Here is a 22,446-nt window from a genome sequence, read left to right as displayed (position 1 = left end):
CTTTAGCGGTTTTGGTACATGGTGGTGTAGTATTCCTGGTAGGCGCCGCTGGTGACCGACTGCATCCATGCCTCGTTGTCGAGGTACCAGTCGATGGTCTTGGCGATGCCTTCCTCGAACTGCAGGCTCGGCGTCCAGCCCAGTTCTTCCTGCAGTTTGGTGGCGTCGATGGCGTAGCGCATATCGTGGCCGGCCCGGTCGGTGACGTAGGCGATCAGCTTTTCGCTGCTGCCCGGTTCGCGGCCGAGTTTTTCGTCCATGGTGCGGCAGATCACGTGGATCAGGTCGATGTTCTTCCACTCGTTGTGGCCGCCGATGTTGTAGGTCTCCCCCACTTTCCCTTCGTGGAGGATCACGTCGATGGCGCGGGCGTGGTCCACTACGTACAGCCAGTCGCGCACGTTGACTCCCTTACCGTAGACCGGCAGCGGCTTCTCGTTGCGAATGTTGTTGATGAACAGCGGGATCAGCTTCTCCGGGAATTGGTACGGACCGTAGTTATTCGAGCAGTTGCTCAGCACCACCGGCAGGCCGTAGGTGTGGTGCCAGGCGCGCACCAGGTGATCGCTCCCCGCCTTGGACGAAGAGTAGGGACTCCGCGGATCGTAGGGGGTTTCCTCGGTAAAGAAGCCGGTGTCGCCCAGCGATCCGTACACCTCGTCGGTGGAGACGTGGTAGAAGAGTTTCCCGGCGAAGCTCCCTTTCCAGGCTTCCTTTGCCGCCTGCAGCAGGGTAGCCGTTCCCAGTACGTTGGTCTTGATGAACACCAGGGGGTCCTCGATGCTGCGGTCGACGTGGCTTTCCGCCGCCAGATGGATGACCGTATCGATGGGGTACACCGCGAAGATCTTGCGCATGGCGTCCAGGTCCGTGATATCGGCCTTCACGAAACTGTAATTAGCCCGGTCCTCGATGTCCGCTACGTTCGCCAAGTTACCGGCGTAGGTAAGGGCGTCCAAGTTGATGACGTTGTAGTCCGGATATTTATTCACCAGGAGGCGCACCAGGTGGGAGCCGATGAAGCCCGCCCCCCCCGTCACCAGGATCGTTTTTTGGATCATGCCGCGATTTCGTCTAAGAAGGTTGAAAGTTTACGAACGAGCTGCGGGTGACTGTATTGCTCGATATCGGCGTTCGTTTCTCCTGCGCGCCGCCGCCCCCTGAAGACGTCGTAGTGGGCTTTTACTTTTTTTGCGACGAGCGCGGGTGCCAGGTCGTACGGGAAGGTCGAACCGCTTTCCGTTGCTTCAATCATGGTCGCGACGTCGCTTGCCGCCGGTCCGAAATTAACGATCGGGCGGCGAACGGCTAGGTATTCGAAGAGCTTTCCCGGGACTCTTCCCAGCGCATTCTCCTGCTGGTTGAGCAGCAACAGAAGTACGTGGCTGTTTTTCATCTCCTGCAATGCCGCGGCCCGGTTAACGGTACCGGCGAAGTTGGTCTGCTCCACCAGGCCGTGGGCCTCGATGCGGGCGCGGACGCGGTGGTCCACCTGTCCGTACAGCCGCAGTTCGAAATCTTCCGCGAAGCCCGGTTCTTCCATTTTGAGTTGGCGGATGGCCGCGAACAGCACTTCCGGGTTACGGTCGTGCCCCATGATTCCGAGGTGGGTCAGGGTGAATTTTTGGTGGGGCTGGCGATCGAGCCCCGCGAAGTCCGCCGGATCGTAGCCCCAGTACAGGACGCGCACGTTTTTCGCCCCGATCGCTTCCAGGTCCCGCTTCCAGTGGGGGCTCACGATGGTGGTCAGGCTAGCGCCCTGGAAGGCTTCCTGCTCCAGTCGCTCGTGCTTCCTGCGGCCCCAGCCGGTGAGGTTGAGCATCTGGTAGTAGTCTACCTGCGTCCACGGATCCTGAAAATCCGCCAGCCAGGGCAGCCCCGTGGCCCGGCTCACCAGGGTGGCGATGCGGGTATTGGAGTGGGGCGGTCCGTCGGAGAGGATGGCGTTTACGGGATTGGTTTTCAGGTAGTCGAGGATGCGTTTTACCGACCCCCCGATCCAGGTTGCCCGGGCATCGGGGATGAAGAAGTTGCTCCGCACCCAGACGGCCAGCTCGTGTTTCCATCCTCCGGCCTGCTCGTCGGTGTAGAAGACGTTGTTCACGTTCTCGTCGGCCGGCTTGCCCATAAATTGCTTGTACCAGGCATAAGGCTCCCAGATGGGCTCGCGGATCACTTCCAGGTCGGCGGGAATGTCTTTCTCGTTGCTGGCGTCGAAGGTGGGATAATGGGCGTTTTCGGCCGTAAAGATCACCGGCTCCCAGCCGTAGTCGCGCAGGTATTTGGCGAACTTGAGGCAGCGTAGCACCGCTATGCCCCCCGAGGGTGGCCAGTAGTAGGTGATGATCAGGACGCGTTTCACTTTATCGGTTCCCTAGTTGCACTCGGGTCACTGTGGGTGGTGATCATCCCGCAGCTTCGGCAGACGAACTCCGCTGCGCTGCGTTCGGCGGACGAAGCTGCGGGATACGGCTTCGCCGTCCATGTGTCGAAGCCACTCAGTCCGAATCGCAACCGCGATGCATTGCCCACCTTGGAATACGCTGCTACCAAAGTTTCTTTTTCCCTTCGTCTTCCGGCGGGGCGTCGTTGAGGACTTCGCCGTCCAGCGGGACGACATCCTTGGGCGACACCTCACAGGTCATCAGGCGGGCATCGAGCCCCCCGAAGGAGATGATGAAGGTCTTCTTATTTTTCGCATTGACATAATGCCCCCGTACGCCGGAGAGGGGTCCCCGACAAATTTCGACCAGCTGCCCGGGTTGCAGGCTGGCCAGTTTTTCTTCCACCACCCATTCCAGGCTGTTGTCGGAACTCAACCGCCGTAGCAGATCGATTTCCTCCTGCCTGATCTGCCGACGTTCCGTACCCAGTTTCACGAAACCGAACACGAAGTTCGGCTGCAGCACCTTGAGGGCTTCCCGCTGGGTGATCTTTACGAAAAGATAACCGCCGAGCAGGGGAATCTTACGCACCCCGGTTTTGGACTTGTAGCTGAAGGGACGATCCCGCAGTGGGAGGAAAGTCTGGATCCCATCCCGTTCGAGCTGCTTGACCACCACTTTTTCCTTCCGGTTACCGACCCGGATCGCAAACCACCGCTGCTCCTCGGGATGCAGGTCATCCAGCGGATTGGAATGCTGAAGATTCAGGGTTTTTGGATTGGTGGTGATCAGCACTAAAAATCGGTTTCTAATGAACTCGCTGCCCTTTGGGACCGCAAAGATAACTCAATAACCCACAAGATAGAGCCGCGTGGCACAATTACCTGTAAAGGGTAAACGGTCGACAAACGACCGAATATCCCGCACAGACGCTGCATTCGCACGTCCGATTTAACGAAAATCGGCCCGGGAACGTCTGGCCAAATTAAAATGCCCCGATCCTGTTCGGGACCGGGGCATTGTAGCGCAACACGGCGGATTTACTACCGCGCGATGATAAAGCGGACCGTCTGCCGCTCCGCTCCGTTAGTCACCTGGAGGGTGTAGGCTCCTACACTGAATCCGCTCAGGTCGAGACGATACCGGGGCGACTGGGTGGTCTTGACGTCGTGACTGCGGCCGTCGCTGCCGATGATCCGCAGAAATACGTCACCTTCGAAGTCGCGGGGCATGATCACGTTGAGGTGGTCATTCGCGGCGGGGTTGGGGAAGACGCTTACCTGGTCGGTAGCCAGCACCGCCTCGCTGCTCCGGTCGAGCTGTTTCGCCAGGGCCGGATCGGTACCGTAGCAGGGGGATTGCTTCTCGAAGGAACCGATGTCGCGGGTACCGCCGAAGACCGGCTGGCCGAGCTGATCGGGGCCGTTATCGTCCGGATCGCCCATATCGATTACCGGGCTGGTACAGTTCGGCGCGTGGGTCATCGTCATACCGCCGTTGTCGGCGAGGGGCATCAGGTCGGCCGACATCCCCTCCTTATCCGTATCCGTTGCGGGGAACTGGTTCAGCACGTCGGTGCCGATCAGGTTAAATCCGCCGGAGTTGACGGTACTGAACGCACTGGCGAAATCCGGCGCCTTGATGGCCTCGTTGTCGGCCACGATCGACCCGGTGATGGTCAGGGTAGCGTAGGGCGTCGCCTGGGCGTAGCCGCCGCCGGCTAGCGCGGTGTTGTCCGTGATGGTCGTGTTGACGATCTCAACGGTGCCGTCGTTGGCCACGCCGCCGCCGGTTACGCCTCCCTTGTTGCCGGATACGGTGGACTGCATGACGGTCAGGGTACCGCCGGTATTGTTGGCAATGCCGCCGCCGCCGACTAGGCCACCGCCCGTCAGGGCGTTGTTGGCGATGGTGGAGGAGACGATGTCCAGGATACCGCCGTTGTTGAACACGCCGGCTCCGGCCACGCGGGTCTGTACGGTGCCGGGGTTGGTGACGGTATTCCCGAGGATGCTCACCGAGGTGACGGACATCATCGTGCCCGCCTGGTTCCAGAGGCCACCGCCCTCGTTGGCCGCGACGTTATTGATAACGGAACCACCGGTAAAGTCGACGGTACTCATCATACCGGTGACGTGGAAGGCACCACCGTTGCCGGGGGCATTGCCGGTCACGTTCCCGTCGTACACTACGTCCATGGAGGTATAGCTGCCGTCGACGATCTCGACCGCGCCTCCGGCGCGATTGGATTGGTTGGTAGCGAATTCGCCGCCGGTGACCGTGACCGATCCGCCGGTGCTGAAGAGCCCGCCGCCGGAGCCAGCGGCACCGGTCGCCAGGTTATGGTGGACGTAGGCATCTTCGACGATCATCGTACCGCCGTTGTTGAAGAGCGCGCCGCCGCCGTCGTCGGCATCGTCGCCTTCGGCAACGTTCTCGTAGAATTCAACACCGGTCACTTTCATGGTACCGACGCTGTTCCAGAGGCCGCCGCCTTCTTGTCCGGCGCTGTTACCGGATACCTTGCCGCCGGTGATCGTGAGACTACCGTCGCCACCGACGTGTACGGCACCGCCGTTGCCGGGGGCGAAGTTGACGCGGTTGTCGGCAAAATCGGTGTTGGTGATCGTCACCATGCTGGGGCTGCCGGAAGCATCTTCGAGGCCGCCGCCCGCGCGATTTGCTTCGTTCCCGGCGATGCGGCTGTCGGCGATCGTGAGGGTAGCGCCGGTGTTATTCAGGATGCCGCCGCCGCTGCCGGAAGCTCCGGTAGCCTTGTTGTCCAGGATGCGGACGTTGTTCTCCAGGACGATGGTCCCGTCGCCGTTGTTGTACAATCCGCCGCCACCCTGGTCGGCTTCGTCGCCCAGGGCTTGGTTCATGCGCAGGAGGGTATTGCGGACCGTCAGCGTTCCCGCACCGTTCCAGATACCGCCGCCTTCGGCGCCGGCCTTGTTCATGTCCACGGTGCTGTTGGTGATAGTAAGGTCGCCGTCGCTTCCGATGTGGATGCCGCCGCCGTTGCCGGGGGCAGTAAATACGACGTTATCGTTGATCTTACTATCGGTAATGGTAACCAACGAGCCGCTGCCCGAGGCGTCTTCGATACCGCCTCCGGCCCGATTCGCTTCGTTCAGCGCGATTCTGGCATTCGTGATGTCGAGGGTAGCGCCTACGTTGTTCAGGATACCGCCGCCGCTTCCCGCGGTGCCCGTGGCTTTGTTGCCTTCGACGAGCACGCCATCGGTGAGGATAATGGTACCGCCACCGTTGTTGTAGAGGCCTCCCCCACCCTGGTCGGCATCGTTTCCGAGCGCTACGTTGCCGCGGATTTCGGTGCCGGAGATGGCGAGCGTCCCGGTATTGTTCCAAATGCCGCCGCCTTCGGCGCCGGCCGTGTTGTCGTTCACGGTGCCGCCCGTCACCGACAGGCTACCATCGCCCCCGATGTGAATACCGCCACCGTTGCCGGGGGCGTCGTAGACGACGTTATCGGTGATCTTCGCATTTACGATGGTGAAGGCGCTGGAGCTGCCGGAAGCGTCCTCGATGCCGCCACCGGCGCGGTTCGCTTCGTTGCCGGCGATACGGCTATCGTAGATGTTCAGCGTGGCACCGGTGTTGTTGAGGATGCCGCCGCCGCTACCGGCTAGGCCGGTTGCTTTGTTCTCCAGGATCTGCACGTTTTCACTCACTACGATGGTACCGCCACCGTTGTTGTAAAGTCCGCCGCCGCCCTGGTCGGCTTCGTCGCCGAGGGCTACGTTGCCGAAGATGCTGGCGTTGCCTTTGACGGTGAGGGTACCGGTGTTGTTCCAGATGCCCCCGCCTTCGGCGCCGGCCGTATTCTCGTTTACGGTACCACCGTCCACCGTGAGGCTGCCGTCGCCGCCGATGTGGATGCCACCGCCGTTGCCGGGGGCGTCGAATACTACGTTCTGGTTGACTTTCGAGTCGGTGATAGTGAATGGGCTACCGCTACCCGAGGCGTCTTCGATCCCGCCGCCGGCGCGGTTGGCTTCGTTACCGGAGACCTGGCTGTTGGTCACCAGCAGCGTGGCGCCGGTATTGTTGAGGATGCCGCCGCCGCTGCCGGAGGTACCGGTGGCTTTGTTGTTCATGACGCGGGCGTTGTCCTTAAGGATGATCGTACCGTTGCCGTTGTTGTACAATCCGCCGCCGCCCTGATCGGCTTCGTCGCCCATGGCTTCGTTCATGCGGACCAGGGTGTTGCTCACGGTGAGGGTTCCCGCACCGTTCCAGATACCGCCGCCCTCGGCGCCGGCCTTGTTTTGGTCAACGGTACCACCGACGATCGTGACATCGCCGTCGCTTCCGATGTGGATGCCACCGCCATTACCGGGAGCATCGAAAACGGTGTTGGTATTAATATTGGATTCGGTAATCGTCACCGTGGAACCGCTGCCCGAAGCATCTTCGATGCCGCCGCCGGCGCGATTGGCCTGGTTATCGCGAATCCAGGAATAAGCGATCTCGAGCATCCCGCCGGGTGCGTTGAAGATGGCACCGCCGGAACCCTGGCGACCCAGGGCGGTGTTGTTGGACAGCACGGAATTGGTCATGTAGAAATTCCCCTGGTTGTACACGGCCCCGCCGCCGCGGTCGAATCTTGCCCCGAAGGCCTCGCAGCCGTCCACCTGGACGCCGTACAGCTTCAGGGTCGCCCCGGCGCGGACGCGAAGTCCGCCGCCGATGAATTCCCGGCCGTTCTTGATCAGGAGATCGTACATCATCACGGTAGCCCCGCTCAGGACGGAGAACGCCCGACTCATCCGGTTACCGTCGATCATGGTGACCTTACGGCCGTTTCCCCGGATAATCAGGTCTTTGCGAATCTCGATCACGCTCATCAGCCCGATGGACTGGCCGTTCGTCTGCGGAGCGAAAACGATCTCGTCGCCGGCCGCTGCCATCATGACGGCGGCGCGCAGGCTACCTTCCCCCGTGTCGGCGGTGGAGGTAACGGTGATGGTCGCCGCGTAGAGTACCGGGCCCGTACAGAGCCCCAGCAGGGCGACGAATAGAAATTTGAAATGGTAGTTGTGTTGCATAGCTAAGTTTTTGAAAGTAGCACCGGTAGCGGTGCATGAAATAGGAGCTTCATCGGAGTTACGAGAGCCCTACCCAACTTAGTTTTGCGGAGTTTGGTATAATCGGGTAAATATTTTTTAATCCCCTAAAACATTCGGTTTATGGGTACCTACAATGGTTTTTTGTACAAACACTTTCTTAAAAATTGGTTAGGGCTTGGTCTGAAGCGGTAGCTGTGGGGGGAAATAAAACGGATTTTATGGGCGGGTTGCTCGCCTGCGGCTCGTGGGGGTAGCTAAACTCGGATTTCGCGGATTTCGCTGCGCTTCTGGCACGGATGACCACGGATTTTATGGGCGGGGGTGCTCGCCTGCGACTCGTGGAGGGAAAGTTAAATACGGATGGACACGGATTTTACGGCATGCTTCGCCTCACCGGCCCGGACCTGGAAGGGACGCCTTTGGGTAGCGAGGTCACGCCCCAGCGCAGCGGCGGCGGGGCCTCGCGGTAAAGATCCAACCAAGGACATCCATCAATAATTTCCCGACCAGCGCCGCAGTCCCCATTCCGCGGCGAAGAGGCAGAAGAGGAGTACGAAGATGCCCTTCAGGTTGAGGATGGAGCGGGTGTTCACCGTTTCGAAGAGCACGGGTTTGGCTACTCCACTGTCGTCGAGGCGGGCGGGAATGGTAGCCAGCTGACCGGGGAAGAGTAGGTCCCCGCCGTAGCGCTCGCTGAGTTGGCGGAGCAGGGCATGGTCGGCTTCCAGGGCGTAGCGCTCCAGCTCGACGGCCTGCACGCTGAACCGGCCTTCGCTGATGAGGGCTTCGCCGCCGTCGCTGACCCGCGCCCGGTAGGCGTAGTTGCCCACCGGCAGGGTACCGGCATCCAGGGTATAGGCGTTGGTGGTGCGGCTGAAGGTGTAATTATACTCGCGCCCCTCGGGTCCGGTGACCAGGATCGTGGCCTCGGGGCCGTTGACCAGTTCGTAGCTGCTGTTGTAGAGTTCGGCGTCCAACTGGACGGCTTCGTTCTCGTCGAAGATGTTCTCCGCGGCCGTGACGCGGAAGCGGCGCTTGTCGTCCTGCACGGTAAGGTACTGGGTAAGCTGGCTGATCAGTTCATCGAAGCGCTCGTGGTTGCCGTATTCGAGGTAATCGTACAGCCGCCACTGCCAGAGCCCGGACGCCACTACCACGCCGGTGCGGCGGCCCCGACTTTCACCTACCACTAGCAGGGGGTACTCGGTATCGACCCGCCCCACCCGCTGGTTCAGCAGTACCTGGGCTCCCGGTCCGGGCGAGAAATCCCCGAAGGGGGCCGACAGCGGGGGATAGGTAGGAATGGCCCGGATCAGCTCCTCGCTGAGGGTGAAGGCGTTGAAGTTCGGGACGATGCGTCCGGTTACCTCATTGCCCTGTACTTGTCCCAATAGCGATCGGGACCCCGAAAAGACCAGCAGATCCTGGGCCGCGTTCATGAGGGGCGCGGGGATGCCGGCCCCGGTGATGAACAGCGTAGGCACTTCCTCCCGCCGGAGCACCTCCAGCACCGGACTGAGGCGGTTGACCACGGAGGGAAGCTGATGGAGGATCACGAGGTCGAAATCCGCTACGTTGCCGGTAAAGGCCTGGCCGTAGGCGACTTCCACCTCGTTGTTGCGGCCCGTCACGAGCGCCTGCCGCAGGGCACCGATATCGGGATGGGGCGCTTCGGCGAGGATGAGGATCCGCTGGCGGGCATCCAGCACGTCGACGAAGATATCGCGCTGGTTATTGGCCGGGGTGACCTCGTTTCCGATCGCCGTCACCGCGATCCGGTAACGTTGCACGCCGGGGCGATCCGCATCCAGGATGACCTCGCGGGTGGTGAAAAAGTCCTGGCCCTCGATCGCGATCCGCTCCGTGTGGAGTACGGTGCTACCTGCCTCGGTGATCCGGCTTACGGTCAGCTGAGTAGCTTCCTCGGCTGCGTTGCGGGCCCGGACGTCCACCTGGATGGAAAACTGGTCGTCGAGGTAGGCGATGCGGTTGTGAAATACGCGACTGACGAGCAGATCGCGGCGGCGGGTAGTATCGCCCAAGCCGACCGTGTAGACGGGGGCGGGGAGCGAAAAATCGCGGTAGGCCGGGTTGGCTCCCTGGTTATAGATGCCATCGGTGGAGAGGATGACCGCACCGAGGTTTTGGGTGCCGTAGACGTCGCCGATCTCGTTGAGGACGGCATCCAGGTCGGTCTGCTTATCCTGAAAGCGGAGCGCGCCGTTCTCCTTCACCTGGCTTCCGAAGGTGTATTCGACCACGCGGTAGCGTGCTGCCAGGGCATCGCGCAACGCGTTCCACTCCTGGGTATAGGCGAGGGTATCGGTTTCCAGTCCGACCGATTCGCTGACGTCCTGCGCCATGACGACGATCGGTTCCTGGCGGTCGGTGTCGACGTAGCGCAGCAGCGGCGCGAGCAGCAGGGCTGCCAGTAGGGAGTAGCCGAGAAACCGCAGGACGGCCATGCCCGCGACCAGGGGCTTGGCGGCGGACAGCGGGGCCCGGAAGTACAACACCGTTGCTACGGCCAGGCCGGCCAGCGCGCAAAGGGCGAGGTACCAGACGGGATAGGTGAAGGAAATGTCTTGCATTAAAGGAATTACTCGACGAACTTATAGCCAACGCCGCGTACGCTCAGAAAGTGGGTTGGTGCCTTGGGGTCTTTCTCGAAGTATTTGCGGAACGACAAAATAAAGTTATCGATCGTCCGGGTGCTGGGGTAGACGTCGTAGCCCCATACGGATTGCAGGATCTGCTGGCGGCTCACTACCTCGCCGCGGCGTTCGGTCAACAATTTCAGCAGCATGGCTTCCTTTTTGGTCAGGGTGAAGGTACCGTGGTTACCGTCGGCCTCGTAGGTGGCGAAGTTGACCCGGTTATCGCCGAAGGTAAACAGTTCGGGCTGTACGTCGGGCGATTTGCTGGTCCTTTCGATCAGCCGGTTGACCCGCAGTAAGAGCTCCTCGAAGACGAAGGGTTTGGTGAGGTAATCGTCGGCGCCTTTTTTCAGGCCCTGAATGCGATCCTGCGCCTGGTCCTTGGCGGTAAGGAAGATGATGGGGGTATCGCGGTTGGTGAGCCGGATCTGTTCGACCACCTGGAAACCGTTCACCTCGGGCAGCATGACGTCGACGATCATGATATCGAAGTGCTGCTCTTCGGCGTGCTTCAGTGCTTTGCGCCCGTTTTCGGCGGTGACGACTTCGAAGTCTTCCATTTCGAAGTTGAGCTTGACGGTGTCGCGGATATTCTCTTCGTCTTCGACCAGCAGGATGCGCAGCATACGGGGGTTACTTTAGCAGTTGGTACAACCGGTGGGTGGGAATGGTTGCGGGCGCAGGGGTTTGGGGCGGCGGGGCGCGGGAGCGATCTTCTAACTGAATTATGCGTTCTTTGTGACATTCGCGCTGACCCAACTTTATGAACAACTGGAACTTCTTTCGGGAAGCCTTGAAAAATTTTCGCTCCACCGGCGCCATTGCCCGGGCCTCCCCGGTGCTCATTAAGCACCTGATCGGGTCCATCCCCAGCGACCGGCCCCTGACGGTGGTGGAGCTGGGTCCCGGCGAAGGATGCGTCACCCGCGCGCTACTCGGTACGCTCCACCCCCGGAGCACGCTTACGGCCTTTGAAATCAATGCGGCCTTCGTCGAACGGCTGCAGTTGATCGCCGACGAGCGGTTGCGGGTCATTCCCATCGGTGCCGATCGGCTTACCGATCACTTTTCCCCCGGCAGTGTCGATTTCGTCGTTTCCAGTCTGCCGCTGAGCATGATCGACCAGTCCGTGAAGCAGCGGATCATCCGCCAGTCGCAGCAAGTACTGGCCCCGGGCGGTGAATACCTCCAATACCAATACGCCCTCCAGGACTACGGCCTGCTGAAGGACAGCTTTTCCCACGTTTCGGTGCGGTTTACGCTGGCGAATTTGCCACCGGCTTTCGTGTATAGCTGTTCGTTGGGGCTGGTTTGACGTGTGGCGCAGGGTCCCGGAGCTTCAGCTTCGGGGGATTCTCTTACTACCCACCCGCTTTGGCAGACTACCTCCGCTACGCTGGGCGGACGAAGCTAACCTACTTGATCACCACGTTCTCGATCACCACGTCCTGCAGGGGGCGATTGTAGGCGCCGGTCTCCGCTTCCGCGATGCGCTCAACCACGTCCATACCGCTGACGACCTCACCGAAGACGGTGTAGTCCTGGTCGAGGTCGGGGCGACCACCAACGCCTTTATAGGCTGCCCGCTGCGCTTCGTTGTACTTGATGTTTTTGATGCGCTCGATATTGTCGAGGCTATTGTCCGTTTGCAGTTCCCCGGTGACGATGTAGAACTGGGAGCCACTGCTGCGGCGCTGGGGATTTACGTTATCGGGCGTACGGGCGGCGGCCAGGGCCCCGTGGAGGTGGGGCGCACCGATCTCGGCGTCGATCTCGTAGCCGGGGCCGCCCATGCCGAGGGGCTTATCCGCCGGGGCGCCCTTGCTCTCCGGGTCGCCCGCCTGCACCATGAAGCCGGGAATGACGCGGTGAAAGAGGGTGCCGGTGTAGAAATTCTCCTCCGCCAGCTTGATGAAGTTCTCGGTGTGGCCTTCGGTTTCGGGGTAGAGGAGAACCTCGATGTCGCCCATATTGGTTTGGATGATGGCCCGGGTGCCGTCGGCGTTGCAGGCGGTGAGGGTTAGCAGGAGAAGGAGAAAATAGGGAAGGAAACGCATAGTCAAGATCGGGGAGCAGGTGAAAGGAAAACCGTGACCGGCAGCGGATCACCGCGGCCACACCGCGAAGTTAGCGCATGTTTTCCTAGCCGATGAAGCCCTCCGTCGTTTCCAGGTCCTGGAAGTATCCGATGATCTTCTCCTTCAGCAGCTGCTCCTGCCCCTTCAGGTCCGTGGGGGGGATCTTGCTCGTCAGCTCGTAATGGGGCCAACCGTCATCGTCCCGCCCGACGAAGCGGTAGTGGCCGTCTTCGGCCATCAGCCGACAGACGGCCACGTGCATGAGGTCACGCTTTTCCTCCTTGGTGAAGTCGGCCTGCCAGCGGCCTAGTTCCTGTACGCCAACGAGAAAGAGCAGGGCGTTCAGATCCGGGAGGGTATCCCGGCGGAAGCGGGTCTGGATGAGGTGGCGGATGCGTTGGTAGGCGAAATCTGTTTCCCAGTTGTCGACCATTGGTGTATTGTATTGGAGCATGGCTGCGTTCGATCAGCCTGCTGTCAGCAAGCCGTGCTTACCTTTGAGACCAAACGACTCAGGGGTGGCAGCTAGTTGACGGCCTGAGCTAAAAACATCGAAATCCATTATGCCATTTCTTACTACGCCGCTTAAAGGTCTGCAAATTTTCGAGCCAAAGGTCTTCGGAGACAAACGAGGGTACTTTTTCGAATCCTATAATCAGGAAACCTTTCGGGAAGCCGGAATAGCGACCACCTTCGTGCAAGACAATCAGGCGGCCAGTAGCCATGGCGTTCTGCGGGGAATGCATCTCCAGCAGGGCGATAAAGCACAGGCAAAGCTTGTCCGGGTACTATCCGGTGAGGTTTTCGATGTCACCGTAGACATGCGCCCTGATTCCCCCACCTACCGCCAGTGGTACGGTATTGCCCTCAGTGGCGAAAACCACCGCCAGCTCTTCGTGCCCCGGGGGTTCATCCACGGTTACCTGGTCACTTCCGACCACGCCGTCTTTGCGTATAAGTGCGACAACTTTTACGCCCCGGAAGCCGAGCAGGGCTATCGCTACGACGACCCCGCTTTCGGGATCGAATGGCCGGAAATCGACGGGGAATACACCGTCGCGGATCGCGATCTGCGGTGGCCGTTGCTAACCTAGTGCCACCGGGCCGTGTTATCGGGGTATGGATACATCGCATCCCATCCTCTTTTTCGACGGCGTTTGCAACCTCTGTAACGGGGCCGTCCAGTTCATCCTGAAGCACGATCGCCGGGGCGAGCTACGGTTTGCCAGCCTGCAGTCCGACATAGCCGAGGAACTGCTCCCCCGCTACGGCATCGATCCGAAGGACCTGAACTCGGTGGTACTCTACCAAAAAGGTAAGGTATATACCCGCAGTACCAGCGTGCTCAAAACGCTCGAACTCATGGGCGGACCCCTGTCGTACCTCGCTATCTTCGGGATCATTCCCCGGCAGATCCGCGACTTCTTCTACAACTACGTCAGTCACCACCGCTACAACTGGTTCGGTAAGCGGGAAAACTGCATGCTGCCCCGCCCGGAATGGAAGACGCGTTTTCTGGAAGGATGAGGTACCGCCAGTAGCAAAAAGTGCGTTTCTTTCGGGAATAACTCCACCTTCTTCCTGAACGCGGCCGCTAATGAGCGATATTTCTTTCTACGGCATCGGCGCTATGAAATCCGGTACCACCTGGCTCTGGGCCCGGCTGTCGGAGCTTCCCGCGTATTCCCTACCCTACGTTAAGGAACTCCACTACTTTAACCGCAGTAAGGAGTATCCGATTCCGTACGCGCTGAGTCCGGCCAAATTCCTCGATCGGGTAAAAAAGCCCTCCTGGGTTTACATGGAAGGAAAACGGACACTCGATGCCTTACGCCGCGGCAATATGCACGAGGTGAAGTGGATGGCGAATTACTGCTTACCGGAGTACACCGATAACTGGTACCGTAGCCTGTTCACGGACCTACCGGGAATCTCCGGCGACATCACCCCCGCCTACTCCATGCTGAAGGAGAAGGACATCGAACGCATGCGGACCATCAGCCCCGACGCCCGGATCATTTTCCTGATCCGTAATCCTATCGACCGGGCGTGGTCGCACTACCGCCATACCATCAATAAAGGCCGGATAGCCAACTACACCGAAGACGAAGCTTTCGACCTGGAAAACCTGCGGGAGTTCCTGGACTCGGACGGCCAGGAACTCCGTACCGACTATATACGTACCCTCCGAGCTTACGGCAACTGCTTCGACCCCAATCGGATCCTGATCGGCTTCTTCGATGCGATCGTGCACGACCCCCGGGCGCTGCTCGCCGACATCGTGGACTTCACCGGGGGCGACCCCGCCGCCATCGACCGGCACTGCAAGCTACGGAAGGTGTCCAACCCCTCCCCCAAAGTGCGCATCCCCCGCGAAATCGAAGACCAGCTGAAGGCAAAATACGAGCCGATGATGGCCCGACTGGCGGAGGAATTCGGCGGCTACTGTACCTATTGGTACCGGCGCACCTTCGAGGATGACTACACCCCACCCGCTGCAATTGACTTCCCGGCTACGCTCATTTACCGGGGAAATTTTTCCTGAATACCCGTCTTCCCCGACCTGACACATCGGATGTGACAGACTGTCACATCCGATGTGTCAGGTCTCATTGCTCCCGCGCCCCGGCGCAAAAACCGGCTTACAGAGGGTGTGAACCAGGATCTCTCCCCGACAATCGCGGGCGTTCAAACCGATTTACGTATCCTGTCGCCCGAAACGGCGCCTATCCCGCCTGTATTCACCCATTCCGTCCTTCAAGCATTCACTAATTCAGTCCTTCAGTCCTTCACCCCTCCTCCCATGACGCTCAAATTCTGCGGTGCCGCCCGCGAAGTTACCGGGTCGGCCCACCTCCTCACCCTCGACGATGGGTACAAGATCCTGCTCGATTGCGGGCTTTACCAGGGGCGGAACGAGGACATGGAGAACTTTAATCAGCATTTCCTCTTCGACCCCGGGGAAATTGACGCCCTCGTACTCAGCCACGCCCACATCGATCACTGCGGCCGCATTCCGAAGCTGGTGCGCGACGGCTTCCCGGGTAAGATCTACAGCACCCACGCCACCCGAAGCCTCTGCGCCATCCTGCTACTCGATTCCGCCTTCATCCAGGAGAAGGACGCGGAGTATTACAATAAGAAGTACGGCAAATTCGGCAAGGGACGCGAACCGCTCTATAGCCGCCCCGACGTGAAGCCCGCCCTGGAGCGCTTCGTCGGCCACCCCTACGGCGAGTGGATCCGCATCCACCCGGACGTAGAGCTCCAGTTCCGCGACGCCGGCCACATACTCGGTAGCGCCAGCGTGACCTTGCGCATCCGCCGGGCGGACGGAAGCACCACCACCGTAGGCTTTACCGGTGACGTCGGGCGGCCCGACCGACCCATCCTGCGGGACCCGCGCAAGCTGCCGGACTGCGATTACCTCATCAGCGAATCTACCTACGGCGACCGGGAGCACGAGCTCGCCCCCAACGACCTGGAACGCTTTCTTAAGATCATCCGGAAGACCTGCGTCGAAAAGCGGGGTAAACTGCTCGTCCCGGCCTTCAGCGTGGGGCGCACCCAGGAGATCGTCTATATGCTCGACCAGCTGGAGAGTAGCGGGCAACTACCGAAAATCCCCGTCTTCGTAGATAGTCCGCTGGCCGTGAACGCCACCACCGTCTTCGGATCCCACCCCGAGTGCTACGACCGCGACCTCCAGGAATACCTGCTCACCGACGATAACCCCTTCGGCTTCAACGACCTGACCTATATTAAGGACGTGGAGGAAAGCAAAGCCCTCAACTTCCTCGACGGGCCGGCTATCATCATCAGCGCCAGCGGCATGATGAACGCCGGCCGCAGCAAACACCACCTGGCCAATACCATGGGCGACCCGAAGAATACCATCTTCATCGTCGGCTACTGCGCCCCCGGCACCCCCGGCGGCAAGCTGCGCGACGGGGCCACCGGCATGAAACTCTACGGTGAATACCACGAACTGCGGGCCGACGTGGTCGTCATGGACAGCTTCAGCGCCCACGCCGACCGCTCCGAGCTGATCAACTTCCTGAACGGCCAGCAGGACAGCTGTAAAAAGCTCTTCCTCGTGCACGGCACACTGGACCGCATGGAGCCCTTCACCGAAAGTCTCCGCCGCGCCGGCTTCCGCGAGGTGATCGCCCCAAGGCTGGAAGATGAGGTGGAGCTATAGCTTTTTGCTGCTGCTCTGCTTCTGGTCGTGTGGTACGGAAGTACCCCAGCCGGAATATGCTTTTTATCACTGGGAAACCTACCTGGACCCGCCGGCTGAGCCGATACGGTCCTGGAAAGCAGAGCGCCTGTACGTGAAGGTATTTGACGTGAGCTGGACCGAAGGGAGGGCCGAACCTTCCGCCGAGCTGGTTACGGGCGGCGCGGTGGCGGTCGAACTGGTGCCGGTGGTGTTTATCACGAATGAGGTCTTCGAGCACGATCCCCGGAACCTGGCCGAAAACATCCTTACCCTACTAAGCAATCTGTTCCCCCACCCCTATACGGAAGTACAAATCGACTGTGACTGGACGGCGGGTACGCGCGAAACTTACTTTGCTTTCCTGCGCGAGCTCAGCCAATTGACGGAAGCTACCCTCAGTTGTACGGTACGTCTGCATCAGTATCGCGACCGTACCCGCCAGGGAATACCGCCCGTGGACCGGGCCGTACTGATGGCTTACAACACGGGCGACCTCAGTCAATGGGAAACGGAAAACTCCATCGTTGACCGCCAGACGATCAACGGCTACGTCCGCAACCAGCCCCCCTACCCCGTTCCCCTAGATCTGGCCGTGGCGACCTATGACTGGGCAGCCGTCTACCGTCGTGGTAAATTGGTCTATCTGATCAATGAGCCGGCCCTGCCTCCGCTGGAAGACAGTACGTACTTTGCCCGCCTTACCCCCTTACGGTACCGCGTTGATTCCGCCACGTATTACGAAAACATATACCTGTATAAGGATGATTTGCTGCGCCGCGAAGTGGCCGATACCGCGCTGGCCATGCGGGTGATTAACGACCTCTGGCCGCAGGTGGCTACCGCCGAAAGCCGGTACGTCATCTTCTACCGGATCGGTAGTCGGCAGTGGCAGTAATCAACGCTTGATGCGACGGGCGATGGCGCGCTTCCGAATCCGGGTGGCCTCGGCGGCAATGTAGAGGTATGCGTCGTTGTAGATCGCTACGGCCTCGTGCTGGGTAGGAACCGCCCAGGCGACGTTGCGCCGCTCGATATCCCCCCGAAAGAACGCGCCTTCGGGGTAGTTCGACAGCTTGATGAGGGAGGCGGCACCGGTGGGCAGGAAGCCCAGCAAGACGCGAAAATTGTAGGCCACGAGGTAAAGTTCGTTGCGCTGGCGGTCGAGGGTCGCGCCGGTGATCACCCGGCGGGGTAGGTAGAGGCTATCGACTAGTTCGGCTTCGTAGGTACCCGGTTGAGCTGGCAGCCGGAAGTGTTTGATGTAGAAGGGGCGGTTGCCGCTGAGGACGTCCTTGGTGAACAGGTGCAATTGGCCATCGGCGACCACCATCGCCTCGCAGTTGTAGTTGCCGGGATAGTCGATCCCGCGGCCATCCTGGCCGGGGTATGTGAAGACGATCGAATCGGTGACGCCCGTAGTGGAATCGTAGCGGTAGATGGTCTGATCCGGGCGCCGGCCGGTATTGTTTCCGAAATCGCCGAGGTAGAGGCGCCCGGTGTCATCCTGGCAGATGTCTTCGTAGTCGACCGCGTCGGCGGCGAGGGTGTCTACCGCCAGCAGCTCCCCGTGGATGTCCGTGGTATAGAGATAGGGCCCGTCGCCGCTGTCGTTGTGCCATAGCATGCGGTTGTCGTCGATGACCAGTCCGGAAGCTTCGCTCAGCCGCTCGGGCAGCCGGAACTTGCGGGGCGGATAGGTGCTACCGCAGGCGCTGAGAAGGAGGGCGGCGAGCGCGCAGGTGCAAAGGTGGATCGGGAAACGGCTGGGGCTCATTGCTGGCGAATGTACAACGGTCGTCTGTCGTCTGCCCAGCGCTAACTGGTCCGCCGACGAGTCGGGGTGGAAAAAGCTCCTGCCCTGATACAGACCTACGCAAGTGGCACACAATGATCCTCCCGTCGACCCGCCCCCTGGGCAGACGAGCTGCTGCTCGGCGGACCAGGAAGCTACAGTTTCTTCCAATTGCCTTAATTTCGACTATGTACTACCCCAACGTCATTTACCACGTCTACAACCAGTCAATCAATTCCGAGGTAGTATACCGGCAGGAAGAGTTCTACCACCTTTTTTTGCGGAAACTTCGCAAGCAGATTTTACCCGTCGCGGATATTTTTTGCTACTGCCTGATGCCCACCCATTTTCACTTGCAGCTGATACCAAAGCAGGCAGGGATCGAAATACAAATGGCCGGACTAAAGCCTAGCAAACAACAGGTCATCCACGCAACATTTCGCAGTTTACTAAGCAGCTATACCCGGCGGGTAAACCCACAGTATGAGCGCAGGGGAAGTCTGTTTAGAAAAACACAATATGAGCCCGCTTACAAAGACTTCATACCGGAAAGCTGGGAATTAGTAGAGGAGCGTCCGTTCACGCAGTACGTACCCTACATCAGGCACTGCTTTGACTATATCCACTACAATCCGGTCAAAGCCGGGCTGGTTGAATGCGCTGCGGATTGGCCGTATTCCTCCGCTAGCGACTGGGCCGGTTTACGGGAAGGAACGCTTTGCAATTACGCGCTGGCGGAGAAGTTGATCGGCGTTCGACGTCGCTAGTCGTCTGCCCAGCGTGAACTGGTCCCCGGCAATCATCAGTCGTCTGCCCAGCGCTAGCTGGTCCGCCGACGGGTCGGTTGAAAAAACGCTCCTGCCCCGATATAGCCCTACGCAAGTGGCACACAACGATCCTCCCGTCGACCCCGCCCCCTGGGCAGACGAGCTACCGCTCGGCGGACCAGGGGGCTGATGCTGGCCACCGACCATCATCAGTCGTCTGCCCAGCGTAAGCTGGTCCGCCGACGAGTCGGGGTGGAAAAACGCTCCTGCTCCGATACTGGCCTACGCGAGTGGCGCACAACGATCCTCCCGTCGACCCGCCCCCTGGGCAGACGAGCTACCGCTCGGCGGACCAGGGGGCTGACGCCGGTCGCCGGAAGACCAGGGAGCCCGCAACCGACACAACCACCTACCAAGTTCGTGGGTTGTTAAGGCTATGCCTTCACCGACTACCGCCGCACCCGCGCCCGCCGCCCAGAAAACCCAGGAAATACCACATACGGAGCGCTTTATCAGCGTGATCGGGGCCAAGGAGCACAACCTCAAAAACATCGACGTCGAGCTGCCCCGCAACGAGCTCGTGGTGATTACCGGCCTGAGCGGCAGCGGCAAGTCCAGCCTGGCCTTCGATACGATTTACGCCGAGGGGCAGCGGCGGTACATGGAGACCTTCAGCAGCTACGCCCGCCAATTCATGGGCACCATGGAGCGGCCGGAAGTGGAGCAGATCACCGGCCTGAGTCCGGTCATCTCCATCGAACAGAAAACCACCAACCGGAGCCCCCGCTCCACCGTCGGTACGGTCACCGAGATCTACGACTTCCTACGGCTGCTCTACGCCCGCGCCGGTACCGCCTACAGCTACGTGAGCGGCAAACCCATGCTCCGCTACACCGAGGAGCAGATGCTCGACCAGATCGCCACGGAGTACGACGGCCGCAAGATCGTGGTCCTCGCGCCCCTCATACGCGGTCGCAAGGGCCACTACCGCGAGCTCTTCGACCAGGTGCGCAAGCAGGGATACACCAAGGTACGGGTGGACGGCGAGATCCAGGACCTCAAAGAGGGCATGCAGGTGAGCCGCTACAAGGTGCACGACATCGAGCTGGTAGTCGACCGCATCAAGATGACCGCCGACCGCCGCGATCGCCTCAGCCAGGCCGTATCCACCTCCCTTAAACTCGGCGAGGGCCTGGTCTTCATCCAGGACGCCGACACCGGAGAAGCCAACCCCTACTCCAAGAACCTGATGGACGCCGAAAACGGCATCAGTTACGAAGAGCCCAGTCCGAACACCTTCAGCTTCAACTCCCCCTACGGCTACTGCCCGACCTGTAAGGGACTGGGGCAGGTGAACAGCCCGGACCTCACCAAGATCATCCCCGATCGCTCGCTCAGCATCAACAAGGGCGGGCTGGTCCCCCTCGGCGATACCCGCGACAATACCACCTTCAAGCAGATCAAAGCCATCGCGAAGGCGGAGCAATTCAAGCTGAGCGACCCGATCGAAAAGATCGCGCCCGAATCGCTTAACGTGATCCTTTACGGCAGTCAGGAAAGCAAAAAATCCAAAAAAAGCAAATACGACAAGAGCGCCCACGACATGGTGTGGGACGTCGAAAAGCACGGCCTCGTTAACATGATCGTACGCTGGTACGAGGAGACCACCAGCGAGCGCATCCGCACCTGGGCCGAGGAATTCATGACCATCGATACCTGTCCCGACTGCGAAGGAGCCCGGCTGCGCAGGGAAGCCCGCTACTACAAAATCAAGGAAAAGACGATCAGCGACCTCGCCCGCATGGACCTGACCGAGCTCGGAGAATGGATGGAGACGGCCGAAGAGGGCATGGACGAGCGTACCACCCTCATCGCCACCGACATCCTGAAGGAGATCCGCTTCCGCTTGCAGTTCCTGCTACACGTTGGCCTGGGCTACCTGAGCCTGGACCGGCCCGGCCGCACCCTCTCCGGCGGTGAGGCCCAGCGTATCCGGCTGGCTACCCAGATCGGCAGCCAGCTCACCGGCATTACCTATATCCTGGACGAGCCGAGCATCGGGCTGCACCAGCGCGACAACCAACGACTCATCCGGGCCCTGCGCGACCTGACCGACATCGGCAATACGGTGCTGGTCGTCGAGCACGACCGCGACATCATGATGGCCAGCGATTACCTACTCGACCTGGGCCCCGGCGCGGGGGTGAAGGGCGGCGCGGTCGTGACGGCGGGCAAGCCCGAGGAGTTCCTGAAGCAGGAGCACGCCGGCAGCATCACCAGCGACTACCTGGCCGGCCGCCGTAAGATCGAGGTACCCGACACCCGCCGCAAGGGCAACGGTAAGTTCCTGACGCTGAAGGGTGCCCAGGGCAACAACCTGAAGGGGGCGGATATCAAGATCCCCCTCGGCACCCTCACCTGCGTGACCGGCGTATCCGGCAGCGGAAAGTCGACCCTGATCAACGAAACGCTCTACCCCATCCTGCGGCAGCACCTGTACAACAGCGTCAAAAAGCCCCTGGAGCACGGCCGCGTCTACGGCCTGCAGCACATCGACAAGGTGATCGATATCGACCAGTCGCCGATCGGTCGGACCCCCCGCTCCAACCCCGCCACCTACACCGGGGTGTTTACCGACATCCGCCAGCTGTTTACCAAGTTGCCGGAGGCCATGATCCGCGGCTACAAGCCCGGCCGCTTCAGCTTCAACGTGAAGGGAGGGCGCTGCGAAACCTGCAAGGGCAGCGGGATGCGCACCATCGAGATGAACTTCCTTCCCGACGTGGAGGTCGAATGCGAGACCTGCCAGGGCATGCGCTTCAACCGGGAAACGCTGGAAATCCTCTACAAGGGCAAATCGATTACCGACGTCCTCAACATGAGCGTGGCGGAGGGGGCGGACTTCTTCCAGCCCATCCCCAAGATATACCGCCGCCTGAAGACGCTGCGCGACGTCGGCCTCGGCTACATTACCCTCGGCCAACGGGCTACTACCCTGTCCGGCGGCGAGGCCCAGCGGGTGAAACTGGCCGAGGAGCTATCCAAGCGCGATACCGGCCAGACCGTGTACATCCTCGACGAGCCCACTACCGGCCTGCACTTCGAAGACATCAAGTACCTGCTGAAAGTGCTCCAGAAACTCGTGGAGAAGGGCAATACCGTACTCGTGATCGAGCATACCATGGACGTCATCAAGGTGGCCGATTACCTGATCGACATGGGCCCGGAGGGCGGTCGCGGCGGCGGAACGGTAGTAGCTACCGGAACCCCCGAGGAAGTCGCCCAAGTAGGGGAAAGCCACACCGGAAAATTTTTACGGGAAGAGTTAGCGGGTTAACTTCACCGGATACCTACTGATTGCCGGTGGGGTTCTTCTCCCGAAGGACTTCCCCGTCGACCCCGCCCACCCCGGCTGGGAAAAAGTGGGGGTAATCGGTCGATAGGGGGTGCCCA

The 22,446-nt window shown here is 60.5% G+C and carries 18 protein-coding genes; 9 read left to right on the top strand and 9 right to left on the bottom strand.

Annotated elements, in window-relative coordinates; all coding sequences use genetic code 11:
- Positions 1-2 precede the first annotated feature (2 nt).
- The 4 genes from rfbB to CLV84_RS04475 form a co-directional block, all read right to left on the bottom strand.
- Positions 3-1,061: a dTDP-glucose 4,6-dehydratase gene (rfbB, locus tag CLV84_RS04490; RefSeq protein ID WP_104418531.1), complete on the bottom strand. Its 1,059-nt coding sequence runs from the start codon at positions 1,059-1,061 to the stop codon at positions 3-5.
- Positions 1,058-2,362, bottom strand: a complete 1,305-nt coding sequence (locus CLV84_RS04485) for a glycosyltransferase (protein WP_104418530.1) — start codon at positions 2,360-2,362, stop codon at positions 1,058-1,060. The genes rfbB and CLV84_RS04485 overlap by 4 nt, the downstream gene beginning before the upstream one ends.
- Positions 2,363-2,546: 184 nt before the next feature.
- Complete coding sequence (locus tag CLV84_RS04480; RefSeq protein WP_170067568.1) at positions 2,547-3,179, bottom strand: transcription termination/antitermination NusG family protein; 633 nt, start codon at positions 3,177-3,179, stop codon at positions 2,547-2,549.
- Between the two features lie 248 nt (positions 3,180-3,427).
- Positions 3,428-7,456 (bottom strand): choice-of-anchor Q domain-containing protein, encoded by a 4,029-nt coding sequence (locus tag CLV84_RS04475; protein ID WP_104418528.1) that lies wholly within the window; start codon positions 7,454-7,456, stop codon positions 3,428-3,430.
- 317 nt (positions 7,457-7,773) lie between these two features.
- On the opposite strand from CLV84_RS04475, the gene CLV84_RS21725 reads away from it, so the two are divergent.
- Entirely contained in the window at positions 7,774-7,947 is a 174-nt protein-coding gene (locus CLV84_RS21725) for a hypothetical protein (RefSeq protein WP_170067567.1), read from the top strand.
- Positions 7,948-7,968: 21 nt separating this feature from the next.
- Here the strand turns inward: CLV84_RS21725 and CLV84_RS04470 are convergent, their stop codons facing one another.
- Entirely contained in the window at positions 7,969-10,068 is a 2,100-nt protein-coding gene (locus CLV84_RS04470; RefSeq protein WP_104418527.1) for a hypothetical protein, read from the bottom strand.
- Between the two features lie 8 nt (positions 10,069-10,076).
- The gene (locus CLV84_RS04465) at positions 10,077-10,760 is read right to left on the bottom strand and encodes a response regulator transcription factor (RefSeq protein ID WP_104418526.1); all 684 of its coding nucleotides are present in this window, start codon (positions 10,758-10,760) and stop codon (positions 10,077-10,079) included.
- 137 nt (positions 10,761-10,897) lie between these two features.
- On the opposite strand from CLV84_RS04465, the gene CLV84_RS04460 reads away from it, so the two are divergent.
- Complete coding sequence (locus tag CLV84_RS04460; RefSeq protein WP_104418525.1) at positions 10,898-11,449, top strand: class I SAM-dependent methyltransferase; 552 nt, start codon at positions 10,898-10,900, stop codon at positions 11,447-11,449.
- A gap of 100 nt (positions 11,450-11,549) precedes the next feature.
- Here the strand turns inward: CLV84_RS04460 and CLV84_RS04455 are convergent, their stop codons facing one another.
- Both CLV84_RS04455 and CLV84_RS04450 read right to left on the bottom strand, forming a co-directional pair.
- Positions 11,550-12,191, bottom strand: a complete 642-nt coding sequence (locus CLV84_RS04455; RefSeq protein ID WP_104418524.1) for a peptidylprolyl isomerase — start codon at positions 12,189-12,191, stop codon at positions 11,550-11,552.
- Positions 12,192-12,276: 85 nt separating this feature from the next.
- Positions 12,277-12,645, bottom strand: coding sequence for a hypothetical protein (locus CLV84_RS04450; RefSeq protein WP_104418523.1), 369 nt, complete (start codon positions 12,643-12,645; stop codon positions 12,277-12,279).
- 130 nt (positions 12,646-12,775) lie between these two features.
- Between CLV84_RS04450 and rfbC the strand changes: the two genes are divergently transcribed.
- The 5 genes from rfbC (at position 12,776) to CLV84_RS04425 (ending at position 17,329) form a co-directional block, all read left to right on the top strand.
- Complete coding sequence (gene rfbC / locus CLV84_RS04445; protein WP_104418522.1) at positions 12,776-13,306, top strand: dTDP-4-dehydrorhamnose 3,5-epimerase; 531 nt, start codon at positions 12,776-12,778, stop codon at positions 13,304-13,306.
- A gap of 25 nt (positions 13,307-13,331) precedes the next feature.
- Positions 13,332-13,739 (top strand): thiol-disulfide oxidoreductase DCC family protein, encoded by a 408-nt coding sequence (locus CLV84_RS04440; RefSeq protein WP_104418521.1) that lies wholly within the window; start codon positions 13,332-13,334, stop codon positions 13,737-13,739.
- 70 nt (positions 13,740-13,809) lie between these two features.
- Complete coding sequence (locus CLV84_RS04435) at positions 13,810-14,757, top strand: sulfotransferase (RefSeq protein WP_104418520.1); 948 nt, start codon at positions 13,810-13,812, stop codon at positions 14,755-14,757.
- Between the two features lie 258 nt (positions 14,758-15,015).
- Positions 15,016-16,413 carry an MBL fold metallo-hydrolase RNA specificity domain-containing protein gene (locus CLV84_RS04430; RefSeq protein ID WP_104418519.1) on the top strand — a complete coding sequence of 466 codons (1,398 nt, stop codon included), beginning with the start codon at positions 15,016-15,018 and terminating at the stop codon, positions 16,411-16,413.
- Entirely contained in the window at positions 16,397-17,329 is a 933-nt protein-coding gene (locus CLV84_RS04425) for a hypothetical protein (protein ID WP_146088709.1), read from the top strand. Before CLV84_RS04430 ends, CLV84_RS04425 begins: the two co-directional genes overlap by 17 nt.
- Here the strand turns inward: CLV84_RS04425 and CLV84_RS04420 are convergent, their stop codons facing one another.
- Positions 17,330-18,208 carry a hypothetical protein gene (locus tag CLV84_RS04420; RefSeq protein WP_104418517.1) on the bottom strand — a complete coding sequence of 293 codons (879 nt, stop codon included), beginning with the start codon at positions 18,206-18,208 and terminating at the stop codon, positions 17,330-17,332. It lies immediately after the preceding gene.
- Positions 18,209-18,414: 206 nt separating this feature from the next.
- Between CLV84_RS04420 and CLV84_RS04415 the strand changes: the two genes are divergently transcribed.
- Complete coding sequence (locus CLV84_RS04415; protein ID WP_104418516.1) at positions 18,415-18,993, top strand: transposase; 579 nt, start codon at positions 18,415-18,417, stop codon at positions 18,991-18,993.
- 436 nt (positions 18,994-19,429) lie between these two features.
- Positions 19,430-22,330 carry an excinuclease ABC subunit UvrA gene (uvrA, locus tag CLV84_RS04410; RefSeq protein WP_104418515.1) on the top strand — a complete coding sequence of 967 codons (2,901 nt, stop codon included), beginning with the start codon at positions 19,430-19,432 and terminating at the stop codon, positions 22,328-22,330.
- The last annotated feature ends 116 nt before the right edge of the window (positions 22,331-22,446 follow it).

Source organism: Neolewinella xylanilytica, from assembly GCF_002934605.1.
Lineage (GTDB): Bacteria > Bacteroidota > Bacteroidia > Chitinophagales > Saprospiraceae > Neolewinella > Neolewinella xylanilytica.
Note: the sequence above shows the minus strand (reverse complement) of the source record. Positions and strands in the feature narration are given on the sequence as shown.

What these genes read in the sequence shown, in the direction of transcription:
- rfbB (WP_104418531.1), bottom strand. Translation starts at nt 1,061, where the DNA reads ATGATCCAAAAAACGATCCTGGTGACGGGGGGGGCGGGCTTCATCGGC.
- CLV84_RS04475 (WP_104418528.1), bottom strand. Translation starts at nt 7,456, where the DNA reads ATGCAACACAACTACCATTTCAAATTTCTATTCGTCGCCCTGCTGGGG.
- CLV84_RS21725 (WP_170067567.1), top strand. Translation starts at nt 7,774, where the DNA reads ATGACCACGGATTTTATGGGCGGGGGTGCTCGCCTGCGACTCGTGGAG.
- CLV84_RS04470 (WP_104418527.1), bottom strand. Translation starts at nt 10,068, where the DNA reads ATGCAAGACATTTCCTTCACCTATCCCGTCTGGTACCTCGCCCTTTGC.
- CLV84_RS04465 (WP_104418526.1), bottom strand. Translation starts at nt 10,760, where the DNA reads ATGCTGCGCATCCTGCTGGTCGAAGACGAAGAGAATATCCGCGACACC.
- CLV84_RS04460 (WP_104418525.1), top strand. Translation starts at nt 10,898, where the DNA reads ATGAACAACTGGAACTTCTTTCGGGAAGCCTTGAAAAATTTTCGCTCC.
- CLV84_RS04455 (WP_104418524.1), bottom strand. Translation starts at nt 12,191, where the DNA reads ATGCGTTTCCTTCCCTATTTTCTCCTTCTCCTGCTAACCCTCACCGCC.
- CLV84_RS04450 (WP_104418523.1), bottom strand. Translation starts at nt 12,645, where the DNA reads ATGGTCGACAACTGGGAAACAGATTTCGCCTACCAACGCATCCGCCAC.
- rfbC (WP_104418522.1), top strand. Translation starts at nt 12,776, where the DNA reads ATGCCATTTCTTACTACGCCGCTTAAAGGTCTGCAAATTTTCGAGCCA.
- CLV84_RS04440 (WP_104418521.1), top strand. Translation starts at nt 13,332, where the DNA reads ATGGATACATCGCATCCCATCCTCTTTTTCGACGGCGTTTGCAACCTC.
- CLV84_RS04435 (WP_104418520.1), top strand. Translation starts at nt 13,810, where the DNA reads ATGAGCGATATTTCTTTCTACGGCATCGGCGCTATGAAATCCGGTACC.
- CLV84_RS04430 (WP_104418519.1), top strand. Translation starts at nt 15,016, where the DNA reads ATGACGCTCAAATTCTGCGGTGCCGCCCGCGAAGTTACCGGGTCGGCC.
- CLV84_RS04425 (WP_146088709.1), top strand. Translation starts at nt 16,397, where the DNA reads ATGAGGTGGAGCTATAGCTTTTTGCTGCTGCTCTGCTTCTGGTCGTGT.
- CLV84_RS04420 (WP_104418517.1), bottom strand. Translation starts at nt 18,208, where the DNA reads ATGAGCCCCAGCCGTTTCCCGATCCACCTTTGCACCTGCGCGCTCGCC.
- CLV84_RS04415 (WP_104418516.1), top strand. Translation starts at nt 18,415, where the DNA reads ATGTACTACCCCAACGTCATTTACCACGTCTACAACCAGTCAATCAAT.
- uvrA (WP_104418515.1), top strand. Translation starts at nt 19,430, where the DNA reads ATGCCTTCACCGACTACCGCCGCACCCGCGCCCGCCGCCCAGAAAACC.